Here is a 13,595-nt window from a genome sequence, read left to right on the forward strand (position 1 = left end):
TGGTGACGTCGCCGGGGGCCGTGGGCGGCACAGCATGAGGGCCGCACTCGACCCGGGAGGTCTCATGACCGACACGCCGCTGCGCCCCGCCCGATTGTCGCCGCCGGAAAGCAAGCCGGACGGCGCGATGCCGGTGGAAGCGGAGCATCCGCCGGCCGGCGCACGGCCGCGGGGAAGACGCCGATGGCCGTGGCTCGTGGGAGCCGCGGTCGCCGTGATCGCGGCCGGAACGGCGGCGTTCGCCGTGACCCGCGACAGCCCCGCGCCCGCGCCGGAGCCGCCGCGCGCCTTCGAGGGTCACTTCGAGCTCACCGTCACCGGCAGCCGCTGCGGGGTGCCCTCGGTCGGCCCGCAGGACCTTCCACAGCGCGCCGCCGGCCAGTTCTGCCTGGTCGACGTGGCCGTGCACAACACGGGGGCCGAGGCCGAACTGCTCGATCCGGGCGCTCAGCGGGCGATCGACTCGCAGGGTGCCGAGCACCGGGTGGCCGATCAGGCGCTGGTCTTTCTCAACGAGGCTCAGCCCACGCTGCTCGAGGAGATCGCACCCGGCGCCACCGTGAAGGGTGTTCTGCCCTTCGACGTTCCGGCCGGGGTCCAGCTCTCGGAGCTGGTGCTGCACACCGCCATGGACAGCCCGGGAGCTCGCGTCCCGGTCAGCTGAAGCAGATCACGGGCATATTTCGGAAATCTAATTCAGTCGATCGACACCTCAAAAGTCCTTTCTTTCCACGATGGGGCGAGGGTGATTGTGTGAAATCAGCCGCGAAACATTCCTGATGTGTGTTGGCATGATCGACGGAATTAGCGAGATGTCCGGGTTCCCATTGCCGTGTGTCGAACGCACGGTGTCCGGCGCGGCACACGGTAATGCCACGTCGACAGGGATTCGCGCGAGTGCCCCGGGCCGATTTCGGAGGCAACACTGCATCGTCCGTCCCCGAGCCGGGCCTTGACCGCCGGCGCGTTAGCGCTGGCCGTCATCTCACCGGCCCTAGACCCTGCTGAGCACGCCGCCGAGGCCACACCGCCCGCCGAGCACGCTGGTTCCGACCAGACCGCCGCCGCATTCGCGGAGACGGAAGCCGCGCGCGCCGCCGCCTCGGAGCGTGCCTCACGCACCCACGAGCGCACGTACCAGCGCCGCACGGCCGGGGAACGCCGGCTCGCCGCGACTCCGCTCGCTCTCCACACGCTCGCCGGCGGCACCCCCCTGCCGGAGATGAGCCCCGAAGCTTACGAGGAGGTCCGTCACGAGGCCGTCCGGACCGCGGTCGCCCTCACGGTGGCCGACGAGCGGGAGGCCCTGCGCGGCCCGGCCGCCGAGGCCGCCGCAGAGGCCCGCGAGGTGCTCCGCCACGGCCCCGAACCACTCCGCGACACCCGAAGCGAGGGTGGCAGCCTGGCGCCGCTGAGCGGAGGCGGCAGCCTGGCGCCGCTGAGCGGAGGCGGCAGCCTGGCGCCGCTGAGCGGAGGCGGCGGTCTCGCACCGCTGAGCCGAGGCGGAGGTCTCGCACCGCGAGAGGGAAGCCGAGGCCAAGGCCTGGCCGCGCTGTTCGGCGGCGCCGAACTGCTGCGGGGCATGGCCAAGGAGGCGGCCGACCGGGAAGCGGCCATTCGGAAGGCGGCCGTCCGCAAGGCCGCGCTCCGGATCGCGGCCGCTCGCAAGGCGGCCGCCAAGGCCGCCGCCCGAGCCGAGCGAAAGGCCCGCGCCGAGCGAGAGGCCCGCGAAACCGCCCGGGAAAGGTCCCACAAGCGGGCCGTACGGGTGCGGGCGGTCACCCGAGCGGTGATCACCCGTCACTCGACAGCCCGGCGGGCCCAGCGCGTCGTCCCCCTCGGCGGTGGCATGACCGCCGTCATCGCCTTCGCCCGCTCCCAGGTCGGCAAGCGTTACGTCCACGGCGGCACCGGACCGTTCGGCTTCGACTGCTCCGGGTTCACCAAGCGGGCGTACGCCCTGGCCGGCATCCACCTGCCGCACTCGTCCGGAGCGCAGGCGGCCCGGGCCCGCAGCATCTCGACCGGCGAGGCCCGGCCCGGCGACCTGGTCGTCGGCCCGGGGCACGTGGGCATCTACATGGGCCGCGGCATGATGATCGACGCGGGCAACTCCCGTACCGGAGTCGTCTACCGCAAGCTCTATTCGGGCCTGCACGTCGAGCGCTTGAAATAGCACCACGGGGCTCGCAGAATCAGCCCATGCTTAGCGACCATTGGCCGCTGTATCGGCTGGTTCTGCGTACTCCCCGGCTGGAATTGCGTTTTCCCGGCGACGAGCTGCTCGGCGAGCTCGCCCGGCTCGCCGCCGAGGGTGTGCACGATCCGGCGGTGCAGCCCTTCGCCGCCGCCTGGACCGACGCGCCACCGGCCGAGGTCGCCCGCAGCGTCCTCCAGTGGAACTGGAGGTCGCGGGCCGACTGGAGCCCCGCCAAGTGGGAGCTCGGCCTGGTGGTGATCGCCGAGGGCCGGGTCGTCGGCACTCAGGGCATCGGCGCCGACGACTTCGCCGTGCTCCGCGAGGTGAGCACCGGCTCGTGGCTGGGGCGTGCCCATCACGGCCGGGGCTACGGCACCGAGATGCGGGCCGCCGTGCTCGACCTGGCCTTCGCCGGGCTCGGCGCCGAGTTCGCGACCTCCGAGGCCTTCGCCGACAACCACGCGTCGTACGCGGTGTCGCGCAAGCTGGGTTACGCCGACGACGGCATCGCCCGGCACGCCATCCGCGACCGGGCGACGACCGGGCGGCGGCTGCGTCTCGATCGGGCTTCGTGGGAGGCGGCGCGCTCCATCGACGTACGGACGGAAGGTCTTGATCTTTGCCGTGAGATGTTCCTAGGACCGGGGTAGCGTCAGGCGGACCGTGGTCCCGACGCCCGGCTCGCTCTCCAGATGGACGCTGCCGTGGTGGGCGTCGATGATCGACTTGACGATGGCCAGGCCGAGGCCGGGGCCTTGGGCGGCCATCACCTCGGCCGCCTGGCAGCGGTAGAAGCGGTCGAAGACGTGCGGGAGCTCGTCGGCCGCGATGCCGACCCCGTTGTCGGTGATGACCACCTCGGGCTCGCCGTGCGCCGTCGCGTCGATGGTGATCTCGCCGCCGGGGTTGGTGAACTTGATGGCGTTGACCATGAGGTGGTTGAGCGCCTGGGCGATCCGCTTGGCGTCGCCCCGCGCCGGCACCGCCCCCTCGGTCCGGTCGCGCAGCTTCACCTCGCGGTGATCGGCGAGCGGACGGCACGCCGCGACCGCCTGGTGCGAGAGGTCGGCCAGGTCGATCTCGGCCAGGTCGAGCTGCATCCGCTCGTCGGTGAGCCGGGCCACCAGCAGCAGCTCGTCGATGAGCCGCAGCAGCCGGTCGGAGTTGCGCGACATGACCGACAGGAAGCGGCGCGACGTGTCGGTGTCGAAGTCGTCCTCGAGCAGCATCTCCAGATAGCCGCGGATGGTCGACAGGGGTGTGCGCAGCTCGTGGCTGACCGTGGCCAGGAACGAGTCCTTCATGCGGTCGAGCTGGCGGGTCCGGTCGGCGATCTCGCCGGCGTGCCGGGCGTAGCGGCGCAACTCGAGCTGGACCGCGGCGTGCTTGGCCAGGCTGCGCAGCGCGCGCCGCTGCGACGCCGTGAGCGTGCGGGGCACGTGGTCGACGACGCAGACCGTGCCGACCGAGTACGTCCCGTCGAGCACCACCGGCGCTCCCGCGTAGAACCGCACCCCGCCGGCCTCGCGCAGCACCACCGGGTTGTCGGCGAAGCGCGGGTCGGCGGTGGCGTCGGGCACCTCGAGCAGATCGTGCCCGTGGATGGTGTGCGAGCAGAACGACAGGTCACGGTCGGTCTCCTCGATGTCGAGGCCGACCTTGGCCTTGAACCACTGCCGGTCGCGGTCGACCAGGCTGACCAGGCCCATCGGGGTGCCGCAGATCTCCGACGCGAGCAGGGCGATGTCGTCGAAGTCCTCCTCGGGCGGAGTGTCGAGCACCTGCGCGTCGTGGAGCGCGGCCAGCCGGGCCGGTTCGTTGGCGGGCAGGGGCGCTCTCATGGCTTGATCGTCTCACCTCGTGCGGTGGGATATAGCCGGATATAGCAGTCGGCACCCGCTTCACCAAGCGGGTGCCGACTTGCTTATCGCCATCGGGCACGGGGATCTCTGCCGCACGCACCCGATCGGATGTCGGACAGAAGCATCACCCGGCACGCGGGACACACCGCGCACGCCGTGTGCGTCCGCCCGATCGGGTGACAGCCCGGCGTTTCGGGCTAGTCTGCCTACGGAGAAAGCTTTCACCGTCTGGCCGGAGGACAAATCACCATGAGTCTCGACCGCGCCGTAGCCCCGGACCCGTACGATCTGTTGCCCTCGGTCCCGTCCTTCACGGTGACCAGCACGGACATGCAGGACGGCCGGCCGCTCGACGAGCTGTTCGCGCACACCAGCGCGGGCGGCAAGAACGTGTCACCCCAGCTCGCGTGGTCGGGCTTCCCCGACGAGACCCGCGGCTTCGTGGTGACCTGCTTCGACCCGGACGCGCCGACCGGCAGCGGGTTCTGGCACTGGGTCCTGGTCAATCTGCCGGCGAACGTCACCGAGCTGGCCCGCGGTCTCGACCCGCTGCCCGGCGGCGCCTTCTGCGTCCGCAACGATTACGGCGAGCGCAACTACGGCGGTTCCGCCCCGCCGCCCGGCGACCGCCCCCACCGCTACGTCTTCGCGGTGCACGCGATCGACGTCGACAAGCTCGATGTGGGCCCGGAGGCGACGCCCGCTTACGTCGGCTTCAACCTGGCGTTCCACACCCTGGCCCGGGCGACCATGCGCCCGACGTTCCAGAGCTGACTCGCAGCCGCCGGCTCCGGCCGGCGGCTGACGATCACTTCGACGGCGTCCGCGCCACCACGAAGACCGACTGACCGAACGGCGGCTTCACGATCTGCTCGGCCGCCTTGGTCACCGGGAGCACGAGCGAGTCGTACACCTTGACCATCGGGCCTTCCTTCGGCGCCAGCTTGAAGATGCTGGTCGCACCGTAGTAGCCGATCAGGCCGAGCGCGTTCGCGTAGTGCATCTTCTCGATCTGGAGACCGGCCTCGGTCATGGCGGCGCGCATGGTCTTCTTCGTGTACCGGCGGATGTGGCCGGTCGCGATGTCGACCTGGCTCATCGCGAACATGAAGGCCGGGACGATGATGATGACCCGGCCGCCGGGGCGGACCAGCTCGGACATGCTGCGCAGCGCGCCGACGTGGTCTTCGATGTGCTCGAGCACGTTGTAGGAGACCGCGGCGCTGTATTCACCGTTGGCGTCGGCCGCCGGCAGCAGCATCTGCCGCACGTCGATGTTCGGGTGATCGGCCATCCGCTCCTTGAGCTGGACGAGCCGGTCGGGGTCGGCTTCGGTCGCCGTGAACCGCGGAAGGTGCTCCGCCCACTCGATCGCGTAGTCGCCGAGACCGCTGCCGATCTCGATCGGGTTGTCGCCGAGGTACGGAAGAGCGAGCTCGACGAACCACCGGCGGTGGTTCACAGCCGTGGCGAGGCCCTCGAGCACTTCGGACTGGATCCGCTGGTCTCCAGTGATGTCTGCCATATGTAAGGTTCCCTCGTCTTGCCGATCGAAGCTGACAGCGGGACCGGAAGAGTTAACCATCTTCGGTTCGTAACCGAAAGTTGAGCCCGGGGCGCCCGCTCATTTTTTGCCTGATTGAGACATAGGCATGCTGGGTACTACATGTGGTTGCTTCGCGTCCGGATAGCCCCGTTCATATCGGCTCGGTCACGCATGGCCCGCTTGTCACTGCAACGTTACGGACCTCGGATAGGCTCGCCGACGCTATGACGATTACGGGTATTGACTCGACAGGCCAGTCGGCTGGCGGGAACGTGCTTCCGCCCCGTCAAGTGGGGAAGACCGAGGATCTCGACGCCGAGTTGGCGGCGCTCGGATCAGTCCTCACCGAAGCGCCGGAACGCGACGCTGAACAGCCAAAACTCCACCGGATCCGCATTCCCGCATGGCGGGATCTGCTGGCCTGCGCGACCTTCGTCGTCATCGCGCTGTACATCACCGCGCCACTCTGGCTCAATCTTGATCACCAGTTGCGCGATGATCCACAGGATCAGGCTTTCTTTGAGTGGATGATGGCGCATGGTGCGCGGGTGCTCACCGATGGCGCATATCCGTTCTTCTCCGATCGCATGAATTACCCCGATGGGGTGAACATGATGGCCAACACCTCGGTGCTGGCCGTTTCGTTGCCGATGACACCGGTGACCCTTCTGTTCGGTCCCCATGTGGCGTTCAACGTATTTCTTACGCTGGCTTTGGCGATCACCGGCATCTCGTGGTATTTCGCTCTCTCGCGCCACTTCGTGAGCTCGCGGCTGGCGGCCTGGGTCGGCGCCCTGTTCTGCACGTTCGCGCCGAGCATGATTTCGCACGCGGGCGGCCACCCGAACATCGTCTCGCAATTCCTGGTGCCCTGGATCATCGTGCGCACCCTGCGCCTGCGTGACCCCGGCCGCGCGGTGCGCAACGGCCTCATCCTGGCCGGCCTGCTCGTCTGGCAGGCGTTCATCAACCTCGAGATCCTCTTCATGACGGCCGTCGGTCTGGGCCTGTTCTGCCTGGTCATGGCCATCGCCCGACGCAAGGCCCACCGCGGCGAGACCCGGCAGTTCGTCAGTGGGCTGGCCGTCGCCGGCACGGTGACGCTGGCGGTGCTGGCCTATCCGCTGGCGGTGCAGTTCTTCGGCCCGCAGAGCTACCACGGCCTTCCGCAGTTCGTGCGCAACTTCGGCGCCGACCTCGCGTCGTTCACCGCCTATTCGAGCCGTTCCGTCGCCGGCAATTCCGCGGTCGCCGCCGAGCTCGCGCAGAACCCGGCCGAGGAAAATGCGTTCTTCGGCTGGGGACTCGTCATTCTGTTCGCCGGTTTGATCGTCTGGATGCGCCGCTCGGTCGCCATCGTGACCCTAGGCGGCGTGGCACTGCTGTTCGCGGCGATGTCGCTCGGACCGCGAATTTTCCTCAACGGCATCAACACCGGCATCCCTGGCATCTGGGCGGTTCTGCACAGCGTCCCGGTCCTGAACTCGGCCGTGCCGACCCGCTGGGCCATGGCCATCGCCCCGGTCGTCGGCATCATCCTGGCCCTGGGTTGCCAGCGCGCGGCCGACCTGATCAAGGCACAGCCGGCCGCCCGCGGCCCGGTCCAGGTCGCCATGATCACGGCGGTGGCGATGGCCCTGGTCCCGCTCGCGCCCATCCAGCTCCAGATCGCGCCGATGGCACCGACCCCCGAGTTCGTCACGTCGGGCGCCTGGAAGCAGTTCGTCGACGACAACCACACCGTCGTCACGCTGCCGCTGCCCGATTCGAGCTATCCCGACCCGCTGCGCTGGACGGCCATCACCGGCCAGGACATGCGCATCGCCGGCGCCTACGCCCTGCTGCCCAACCAGAACCCGCTGAACCCGGCCGACCGCACCGCGATCTTCTCACCACCGTGGCGCCCGACGAGCGGCTTGATGGCCTCGATCCGCCAGGGCAACCCGATCCCCGAGATCACCGACACCCGCCGCGAAATGACACTGGCCGACCTCCGCTACTGGAAGGCCGCCGTCATCGTCCTGACCCCGCAGCTCCGCGACACCGAGATGCTGCGCGCCATGACAAACCTGCTGGGCTTCCAGCCCACGTGGACCGGCGGCGCTTGGGTCTGGGACGTCCGCCACCTGGTCGACGACCCCAAGGCCGTACTCACGGGTCCCGACATCAGCTGAGCTTGCGGGAAAGACCCCGGCGGCGTGCGCTGATCGGCTCGCCGCCGGGTTCTTTCATGGGTACGGGGTCAGCGGAAGGCCCCCGCCGTAATAGCCGGGCCGTCGTTGGTCACGCCCTCACGCCGCCGCCGGGCTGTGCTGCCGGGCTGGGCTTCGAAGACCGACTTCAGGCGAGCGCCCCGCACGGCGAGCAGCTGGGCCGGCCGCCGGGCTGCCAGAACCGCCACAGGTGCGCCGGCGGCACCGGAATCTGCCACCCCGCCGTGTAGACCTTGAAGACGCCGCCGCTGTACGGGTTGTTGTGCGACGTGCTCAGCATCGAGCCGGACTGCAAATTCTGGAAGCGGAACTTGTACGGCTCGGTGTACTCGATGGCCGACCAGACGTGCCCGACCGCCGAGCTCTGCTGAGCCGTGTAGGCGGCGTAGGTGTTCGCCGCCCACCCGGACGGTGTGGTCGAGTTGCTGCTGAGTTCCCAGACCTCACCACCGAAGTTCTGATAGTTGACCAGCTTGCGGTTGGTGTCGAACCCGCTGGCGGTCCGCAGGTACCACCATTGGGCCGGCGTCGACGTGTTGCACTTGGCGAGATAGACCTTGTGCGTCCCCGACCCGGCGGGTGAGGTGTCGGCGTTGGTGCTCAGACACCACTTCACGCCGTCGTCGTGCCCGGAGCCACCGTCGTAGTAGTCGTTCACCAGCATGTACCAGCCGACGCCGGGAATCGCCGCCTGGGCCGGGGCGGCCAGCCCCAGCGAGGCGCAGACGGCGGCGAGCGCACCGGCGACCAGCAGCCGGCCGGCCTTCACGAACCGCTTCATCGATCTCCTTAGACGAGAAGGATCATCGATGCCTACGATCCGTGAGCGGCCGGCTGCACGCTGCCCTCTTTGTGGACGCCCGCGTGAACTCTGGGCCAACACGCGGCTCAGCCGCGCAGGGCCTCCCGGGCCGAGAAGACCACGCTGGCGGCCAGGAACGCGGCGTTGACCAGGGTGAAGAGGCCGACGAACCAGATCGTCCACTGTGGCGCCACGGCGAGCACCACGCCGGCCAGGGCGATCACCGCGCCGTAGTCGCGGACCAGCTTGACCACGCGGACCGGCAGGGAGCGGCTGGTGACCATGCTGGCCGCCTGGGCGCCGGACTGCATGACCGACGTGACCAGGTTGACCATCCACGTGCCGGCGAAGGCGGCCAGCAACCACGCCGGGGTCTCGGGCACCTGGGCCTCCGCCACCGCCGCGATCGCCGCGACCAACGAGATCTGAACGGCCACGTCGCACAGCACGTCGAGGCGGCCGCCGGCCGCGCTCGTCTGGCCGGTCACCCTCGCGAGCTGCCCGTCGGCGCAATCGAAGGCGTACGCCAATTGCCAACCGACCAGCGCGAGCAGACCGATCGGCCAAGCCCAGACGTCGCCGTCCGCGACCGGGCCGGCCGCCGCGACCACCACGAACGACACCAGACAGCCGAGGCCGAGGTTGAGCACCGTCAGCACGGACGGCGCGATCTTGTGTTTGTACGCCTGTACCGCGATCCGGGCGCCGATGTGCTGGCTCAGGCCCTCGCTGAACAGACCGCCACCTCGGTTGACCGCGTAGTAGTCGGCCGCCGTGGGGGCGGTGGAGTCAGTGGGCGGCGACTGCTTCGACATATGTGGCCAGCTTTCGGCTGATCTCGTCGGGGGACATGGCGAGGTGTTCGAGGATCGTGTAGCGGTCGGGGCGGGTGCGCGGGGCGAACGCGACGGCCTCGACGAACTGCTCGTCGGTGAGCCCGACGTCCGACGGCACCCGGGGGAGGTGGTGCCGGCGGAGGCACTCGGAGATCTGGGCAAATCGCCGCTCGTCCTCGCGCAGGAACGTGCAGAAGAGCGCGCCGAGTCCCGCCAGCTCGCCGTGGGAGGCGGTGCCCGGGTAGAGCGAGTCGATGGCGTGCATGATCTCGTGGTCGCCGCCGCTGGCCGGACGGCTGCTGCCGCAGACCGCCATGGCCAGGCCGCTGGAGATCAGCGCTTCGGCCAGGACCGTGGCGAAGGCGTCGTCGCTGAGGTCGCCGGGCATGGTGAGCACGGCCTCGGCACCCATCCGGGCCAGCGAGACGGCGAGGCCGTCGACGGGCTCGCCGCGCACCTCACGCGCCAGTTCCCAGTCGGCCAGCGCACTGATCTTGCTGATGGCGTCGCCGATGCCGCCGCGGTTGACCCGGTCGGGGCCGGTCTCCACGAAGTCGAGATCGATGATCACGCCGAACGGGATGTGGACGCCGTACGAGCCCTTCAGCCCGTCGTTGATCAGGCTGGCCACCGGCGAGGCGATGCCGTCGTTGGCCAGGCTGGTGGCCACGGAGATCATCGGCAGCCCCCACCGGCTGGCCGCGTACTTGGCCACGTCGACGGTGGTGCCGCCGCCGATGCCGACGACCGCGTCATACGGCCGGGAGCGCAGCTTGTCGGCCAGCTCGAGGGCGGCGTCGAGGGTGCCGCCGGTCGTCGTGAAGATGTCGGCCGAGCGCAGCGACGGGCGGATCAGCTCGACGATCCGCTCACCCAGGCCGGGCCCGACCACCACGGCCACGTCGCCGCCGGCCGAGATGCGGCCGTCGGCGAGGATCTGGCCGAGGTCGGCCACGGCGCCGCGGCGGACGATGATGTGCAGCGGCGTCTGAACGCTGCGGGCTAGTAACGGCATGCGATGCCCCGGGCCTTGGCCAGGTCGTCGTGGTTGTCGACCTCGACCCACTCGACCTCGCCGATGGTCGCGGCGCGGACCTCGCCACCGCGGTTGGCGTACTCCTGGAAGCCGTCCTCGTAGTAGAGGTTCGGGTCGCGCTCCCAGGTCGTCTTCAGCGCGTCGGCCAGCGCGGCCGCCGCCGAGGCCTCGATGATGTTGGCGCCGATGTACTCGCCGAAGGCGTCCCCGGGCTCCATCAGCTTCGTAATCTTGGTGAGCTGTCCATCTGGACTGAAGACGGTCTTCATCTCCTCGTCAGCCAGCTTCTTCAGATTGTCGATGGCGAGCAGGATGCTCGGGCCACGGTGATCGAGGAGGGTCTGTTCGACGCTGACCGGGTGAACGGTGTCTCCATTGACCATCAACGCGCCCTGCGCGAAGTGGTCACGGGCGAGCCAGAGCGAGTACGCGTTGTTCCATTCCTCGGCCTTGTCGTTGTGCACGAGGGTGATTTTCACGCCGTACTTCCGCTCGAAGGCCGGCACACGCTCCTCGACGGCGCTCGCGCGGTAACCGACCACGATCGTCACGTCCGGCAGGCCCGCGGCCGCGAGGTTGCGCAGCGCGATGTCCATGATCGTGGTGTCCCCGTCCACCGGGACGAGGGCCTTGGGCAGCGTGTCCGTATAGGGACGGAGTCTGCGCCCGGCGCCGGCGGCGAGGATGAGACCGATCATGAAGGTGTCTCCTAAATCTTCTTAAAGGCTGCACAATACGGCCCTTGTCCCACAGCCCGGACCGCACGAGGCAGACGAAAATTCTATAGAGGCTGCTCGTAAGCTTGTCAGCATGACCGCTGAGCAGCTGATCTCCTTCGCCCGTGGCGCTCCGTCGCTGGACATCATCGACGTCGAGGGCCTCAAGGCCGCCGCCGCCCGCGCCTTCGACGCCGACCCCGCCGGCGTGACCGCTTACGGCACGTCCGTCGGTTACGTCCCGCTGCGCAAGTGGATCGCCGAGAAGCACAACGTCTCGGCCGACCAGGTCATCGTCACCAACGGCTCGCTCCAGGCCGACGCCTTCCTCTTCAACCACCTGGTGCAGCCGGGCGACGACGTCGTGGTGGAGAAGCCGACGTACGACCGCACGCTGCTCAGCCTGCAGAACCTGGGCGCCAAGGTGCACCAGGTGACGCTGGAGTCCGACGGCATCGCCGTCGACGAGCTGCGCGCCCTGCTCGAGTCCGGCGTGCGCCCCAAGCTCGCGCACATCATCCCGAACTATCAGAACCCGGCCGGCATCACGCTCTCGGTCGAGAAGCGCCGCGCGCTGCTCGCGCTGGCCGTCGAGTTCGGTTTCACCATCTTCGAGGACGACCCGTATGTCGACATCCGGTTCCGCGGCGACGCGCTGCCGTCGATGCTGTCGATGGACAGCGACAACGCGGTAGTGCACGCCTCCAGCTTCACCAAGACGGTCTGCCCCGGCGTGCGCGTCGGATATCTGGTCGGCCCGGCCGCGCTGATCGACGCGATCGCCAAGAAGGCCACCAACCTGTACATCTCGCCCGGTATGGTCTCCGAGGCGATCGTGCACCAGTTCTGCGTCTCCGGTGACATCGAGCGCTCCGTGCGGACCGTGAGCACGGCGCTCGGCGAGCGGGCCCAGGTGCTGGCCGAGTCGCTGCGCAAGCACATCCCGGGCGCCACCTTCACCGAGCCCGACGGCGGCTACTTCCTCTGGGTCGACCTGCCGGACGACGTCGACGTGGACAAGCTGTTCCCGGCCGCGATGAAAAAGGGCGTGGCGGTCGTCAAGGGCAGCGACTTCCTGCTCGAGGGCGGTAACCACTCGCTGCGCCTGGCGTACTCGGCCGTCACCGTCGACCAGATCGACGAGGGCGTCCGCCGGATCGCCGCCGCCATCGAAGAGGTACGTGCCTGACGCGGCAGACATCGTCGTCGACCGGGCGGGTACGTTTCACCCTTGCCCGGTCGACGTTTGTGTGGGGGAGGTTCAGATGAGCGATCGCGAACGGAACAGGCCGCTCTCGCGGGCCCTCGCCGCACCCTTGCGGGCCATGAACAGGGTGCTGGGCGCCGCCGACGGCAGCCCGAACGGCGCTCGTCCCGGTCACGGCGCGGGCAGCGCCGTGGTCGACTGCGCGGTCTACGTGGCCGGCCAGCGCCTGCCCGGCGACCACTCGCCCGACGAGGCGCTCAAGATCGCCTGCTCGCAGGAGAACGCCTTCGTCTGGCTCGGTCTGCACGAGCCGGGCGAGGACAAGATGGCGGCCATCGCCAGGACGTACGGCCTGCACGAGCTGGCCGTCGAGGACGCGGTGAAGGCCGAGCAGCGCCCCAAGCTGGAGAACTTCGGCTCGGTGCACTTCCTGGTCATGCGCACCGCCCGCTACGTGCCGCACAGCCAGCTCACCGAGACCTCGCAGGTCGTCGAGACCGGCCAGATGATGATCTTCGTAGGGGAGCAGTTCGTCATCACCGTCCGCCACGGTGACGCCTCCGAGATGGGCTCGGTCCGCGCCGACCTCGAGTCGAGCCGGGCCGATCTGCTCGAGCAGGGCCCGTGGGCGGTGGCGTACGCGGTGACCGACCGGGTGGTCGACCACTACGTGGCGGTGGCCGACAAGGTCGAGGTCGACCTCGACCAGATCGAGGAGGGCGTCTTCGCCCGCGACCAGGCCAGCCCGATTCCGGCGATTTATCAGATGAAGCGCGAGCTGGTGGAGTTCCGCCGCGCGGTGACGCCGTTGCAGCGCCCGCTGGCGATGATCGTGGCGCTGGTGCCCAAGCGCATCGGCAAGTACTTCCGCGACGTGCAGGACCACCTGACCCGTACAGTCGAGCAGGTGTCGTCGTTCGACGACCTGCTCAACTCGATCCTGCAGGCCCGGCTGGCGCAGGTGACGGTCGACCAGAACAACGACATGCGCAAGATCGCCGCATGGGCGGCCATCGCGACCGTGTGGACCGCCGGCGCCGGCATCTACGGGATGAACTTCAAGTTCATGCCCGAGCTCGACTGGCAGTACGGCTATCCGGCGTGGTGGACCGTCATTTTGATCATTTCGGTGCTGCTCTACCGCGCGCTACGGCGCAGCGGCTGGCTGTAAGGGATC

13 protein-coding genes are annotated in these 13,595 nt (G+C 69.0%); 7 read left to right on the forward strand and 6 right to left on the reverse strand.

All coding sequences use genetic code 11. The features are described from left to right. Positions 1 to 64 precede the first annotated feature (64 nt). From ACQP2X_RS49130 to ACQP2X_RS49140, 3 genes are all read left to right on the forward strand, one after another. Entirely contained in the window at positions 65 to 664 is a 600-nt protein-coding gene (locus ACQP2X_RS49130) for a DUF4352 domain-containing protein (RefSeq protein ID WP_498693308.1), read from the forward strand. Positions 665 to 952: 288 nt separating this feature from the next. Then, positions 953 to 2,176 (forward strand): C40 family peptidase, encoded by a 1,224-nt coding sequence (locus ACQP2X_RS49135; RefSeq protein ID WP_498693310.1) that lies wholly within the window; start codon positions 953 to 955, stop codon positions 2,174 to 2,176. 26 nt (positions 2,177 to 2,202) lie between these two features. Further along, the gene (locus tag ACQP2X_RS49140) at positions 2,203 to 2,850 is read left to right on the forward strand and encodes a GNAT family N-acetyltransferase (RefSeq protein WP_498693312.1); all 648 of its coding nucleotides are present in this window, start codon (positions 2,203 to 2,205) and stop codon (positions 2,848 to 2,850) included. Here ACQP2X_RS49140 and ACQP2X_RS49145 read toward each other — a convergent pair. Beyond that, the gene (locus ACQP2X_RS49145; protein WP_498693313.1) at positions 2,836 to 4,041 is read right to left on the reverse strand and encodes a GAF domain-containing sensor histidine kinase; all 1,206 of its coding nucleotides are present in this window, start codon (positions 4,039 to 4,041) and stop codon (positions 2,836 to 2,838) included. The genes ACQP2X_RS49140 and ACQP2X_RS49145 overlap by 15 nt on opposite strands. A gap of 270 nt (positions 4,042 to 4,311) precedes the next feature. On the opposite strand from ACQP2X_RS49145, the gene ACQP2X_RS49150 reads away from it, so the two are divergent. Beyond that, positions 4,312 to 4,836 (forward strand): YbhB/YbcL family Raf kinase inhibitor-like protein, encoded by a 525-nt coding sequence (locus tag ACQP2X_RS49150; protein ID WP_498693314.1) that lies wholly within the window; start codon positions 4,312 to 4,314, stop codon positions 4,834 to 4,836. Positions 4,837 to 4,870: 34 nt separating this feature from the next. On the opposite strand, the gene ACQP2X_RS49155 is transcribed toward ACQP2X_RS49150, so the two are convergent. Beyond that, positions 4,871 to 5,587 carry a class I SAM-dependent methyltransferase gene (locus ACQP2X_RS49155; RefSeq protein WP_498693316.1) on the reverse strand — a complete coding sequence of 239 codons (717 nt, stop codon included), beginning with the start codon at positions 5,585 to 5,587 and terminating at the stop codon, positions 4,871 to 4,873. 245 nt (positions 5,588 to 5,832) lie between these two features. Between ACQP2X_RS49155 and ACQP2X_RS49160 the strand changes: the two genes are divergently transcribed. Further along, the gene (locus tag ACQP2X_RS49160) at positions 5,833 to 7,782 is read left to right on the forward strand and encodes a DUF6311 domain-containing protein (protein WP_498701319.1); all 1,950 of its coding nucleotides are present in this window, start codon (positions 5,833 to 5,835) and stop codon (positions 7,780 to 7,782) included. Positions 7,783 to 7,948: 166 nt separating this feature from the next. Here the strand turns inward: ACQP2X_RS49160 and ACQP2X_RS49165 are convergent, their stop codons facing one another. The 4 genes from ACQP2X_RS49165 to ACQP2X_RS49180 all read right to left on the reverse strand — a co-directional run bounded on the left by ACQP2X_RS49165 (position 7,949) and on the right by ACQP2X_RS49180 (position 11,193). Continuing rightward, positions 7,949 to 8,602, reverse strand: a complete 654-nt coding sequence (locus ACQP2X_RS49165) for a hypothetical protein (RefSeq protein WP_498693317.1) — start codon at positions 8,600 to 8,602, stop codon at positions 7,949 to 7,951. Positions 8,603 to 8,709: 107 nt separating this feature from the next. Beyond that, positions 8,710 to 9,438, reverse strand: a complete 729-nt coding sequence (locus tag ACQP2X_RS49170; RefSeq protein ID WP_498693318.1) for a CDP-alcohol phosphatidyltransferase family protein — start codon at positions 9,436 to 9,438, stop codon at positions 8,710 to 8,712. Then, positions 9,413 to 10,474, reverse strand: coding sequence for an iron-containing alcohol dehydrogenase family protein (locus ACQP2X_RS49175; protein WP_498693319.1), 1,062 nt, complete (start codon positions 10,472 to 10,474; stop codon positions 9,413 to 9,415). Before ACQP2X_RS49175 ends, ACQP2X_RS49170 begins: the two co-directional genes overlap by 26 nt. Next, positions 10,462 to 11,193 carry a phosphocholine cytidylyltransferase family protein gene (locus tag ACQP2X_RS49180; protein WP_498693320.1) on the reverse strand — a complete coding sequence of 244 codons (732 nt, stop codon included), beginning with the start codon at positions 11,191 to 11,193 and terminating at the stop codon, positions 10,462 to 10,464. The genes ACQP2X_RS49175 and ACQP2X_RS49180 overlap by 13 nt, the downstream gene beginning before the upstream one ends. Positions 11,194 to 11,305: 112 nt before the next feature. Here ACQP2X_RS49180 and ACQP2X_RS49185 point away from each other — a divergent pair, with 112 nt between their 5' ends. Both ACQP2X_RS49185 and ACQP2X_RS49190 read left to right on the forward strand, forming a co-directional pair. Next, positions 11,306 to 12,400 carry an aminotransferase-like domain-containing protein gene (locus ACQP2X_RS49185; RefSeq protein ID WP_498693322.1) on the forward strand — a complete coding sequence of 365 codons (1,095 nt, stop codon included), beginning with the start codon at positions 11,306 to 11,308 and terminating at the stop codon, positions 12,398 to 12,400. 76 nt (positions 12,401 to 12,476) lie between these two features. Then, positions 12,477 to 13,589 (forward strand): magnesium and cobalt transport protein CorA, encoded by a 1,113-nt coding sequence (locus tag ACQP2X_RS49190; RefSeq protein WP_498693323.1) that lies wholly within the window; start codon positions 12,477 to 12,479, stop codon positions 13,587 to 13,589. Positions 13,590 to 13,595 lie beyond the last annotated feature (6 nt).

The organism is Actinoplanes sp. CA-131856, assembly GCF_050956135.1.
In the GTDB taxonomy this organism is placed as follows: Bacteria; Actinomycetota; Actinomycetes; order Mycobacteriales; family Micromonosporaceae; genus Actinoplanes.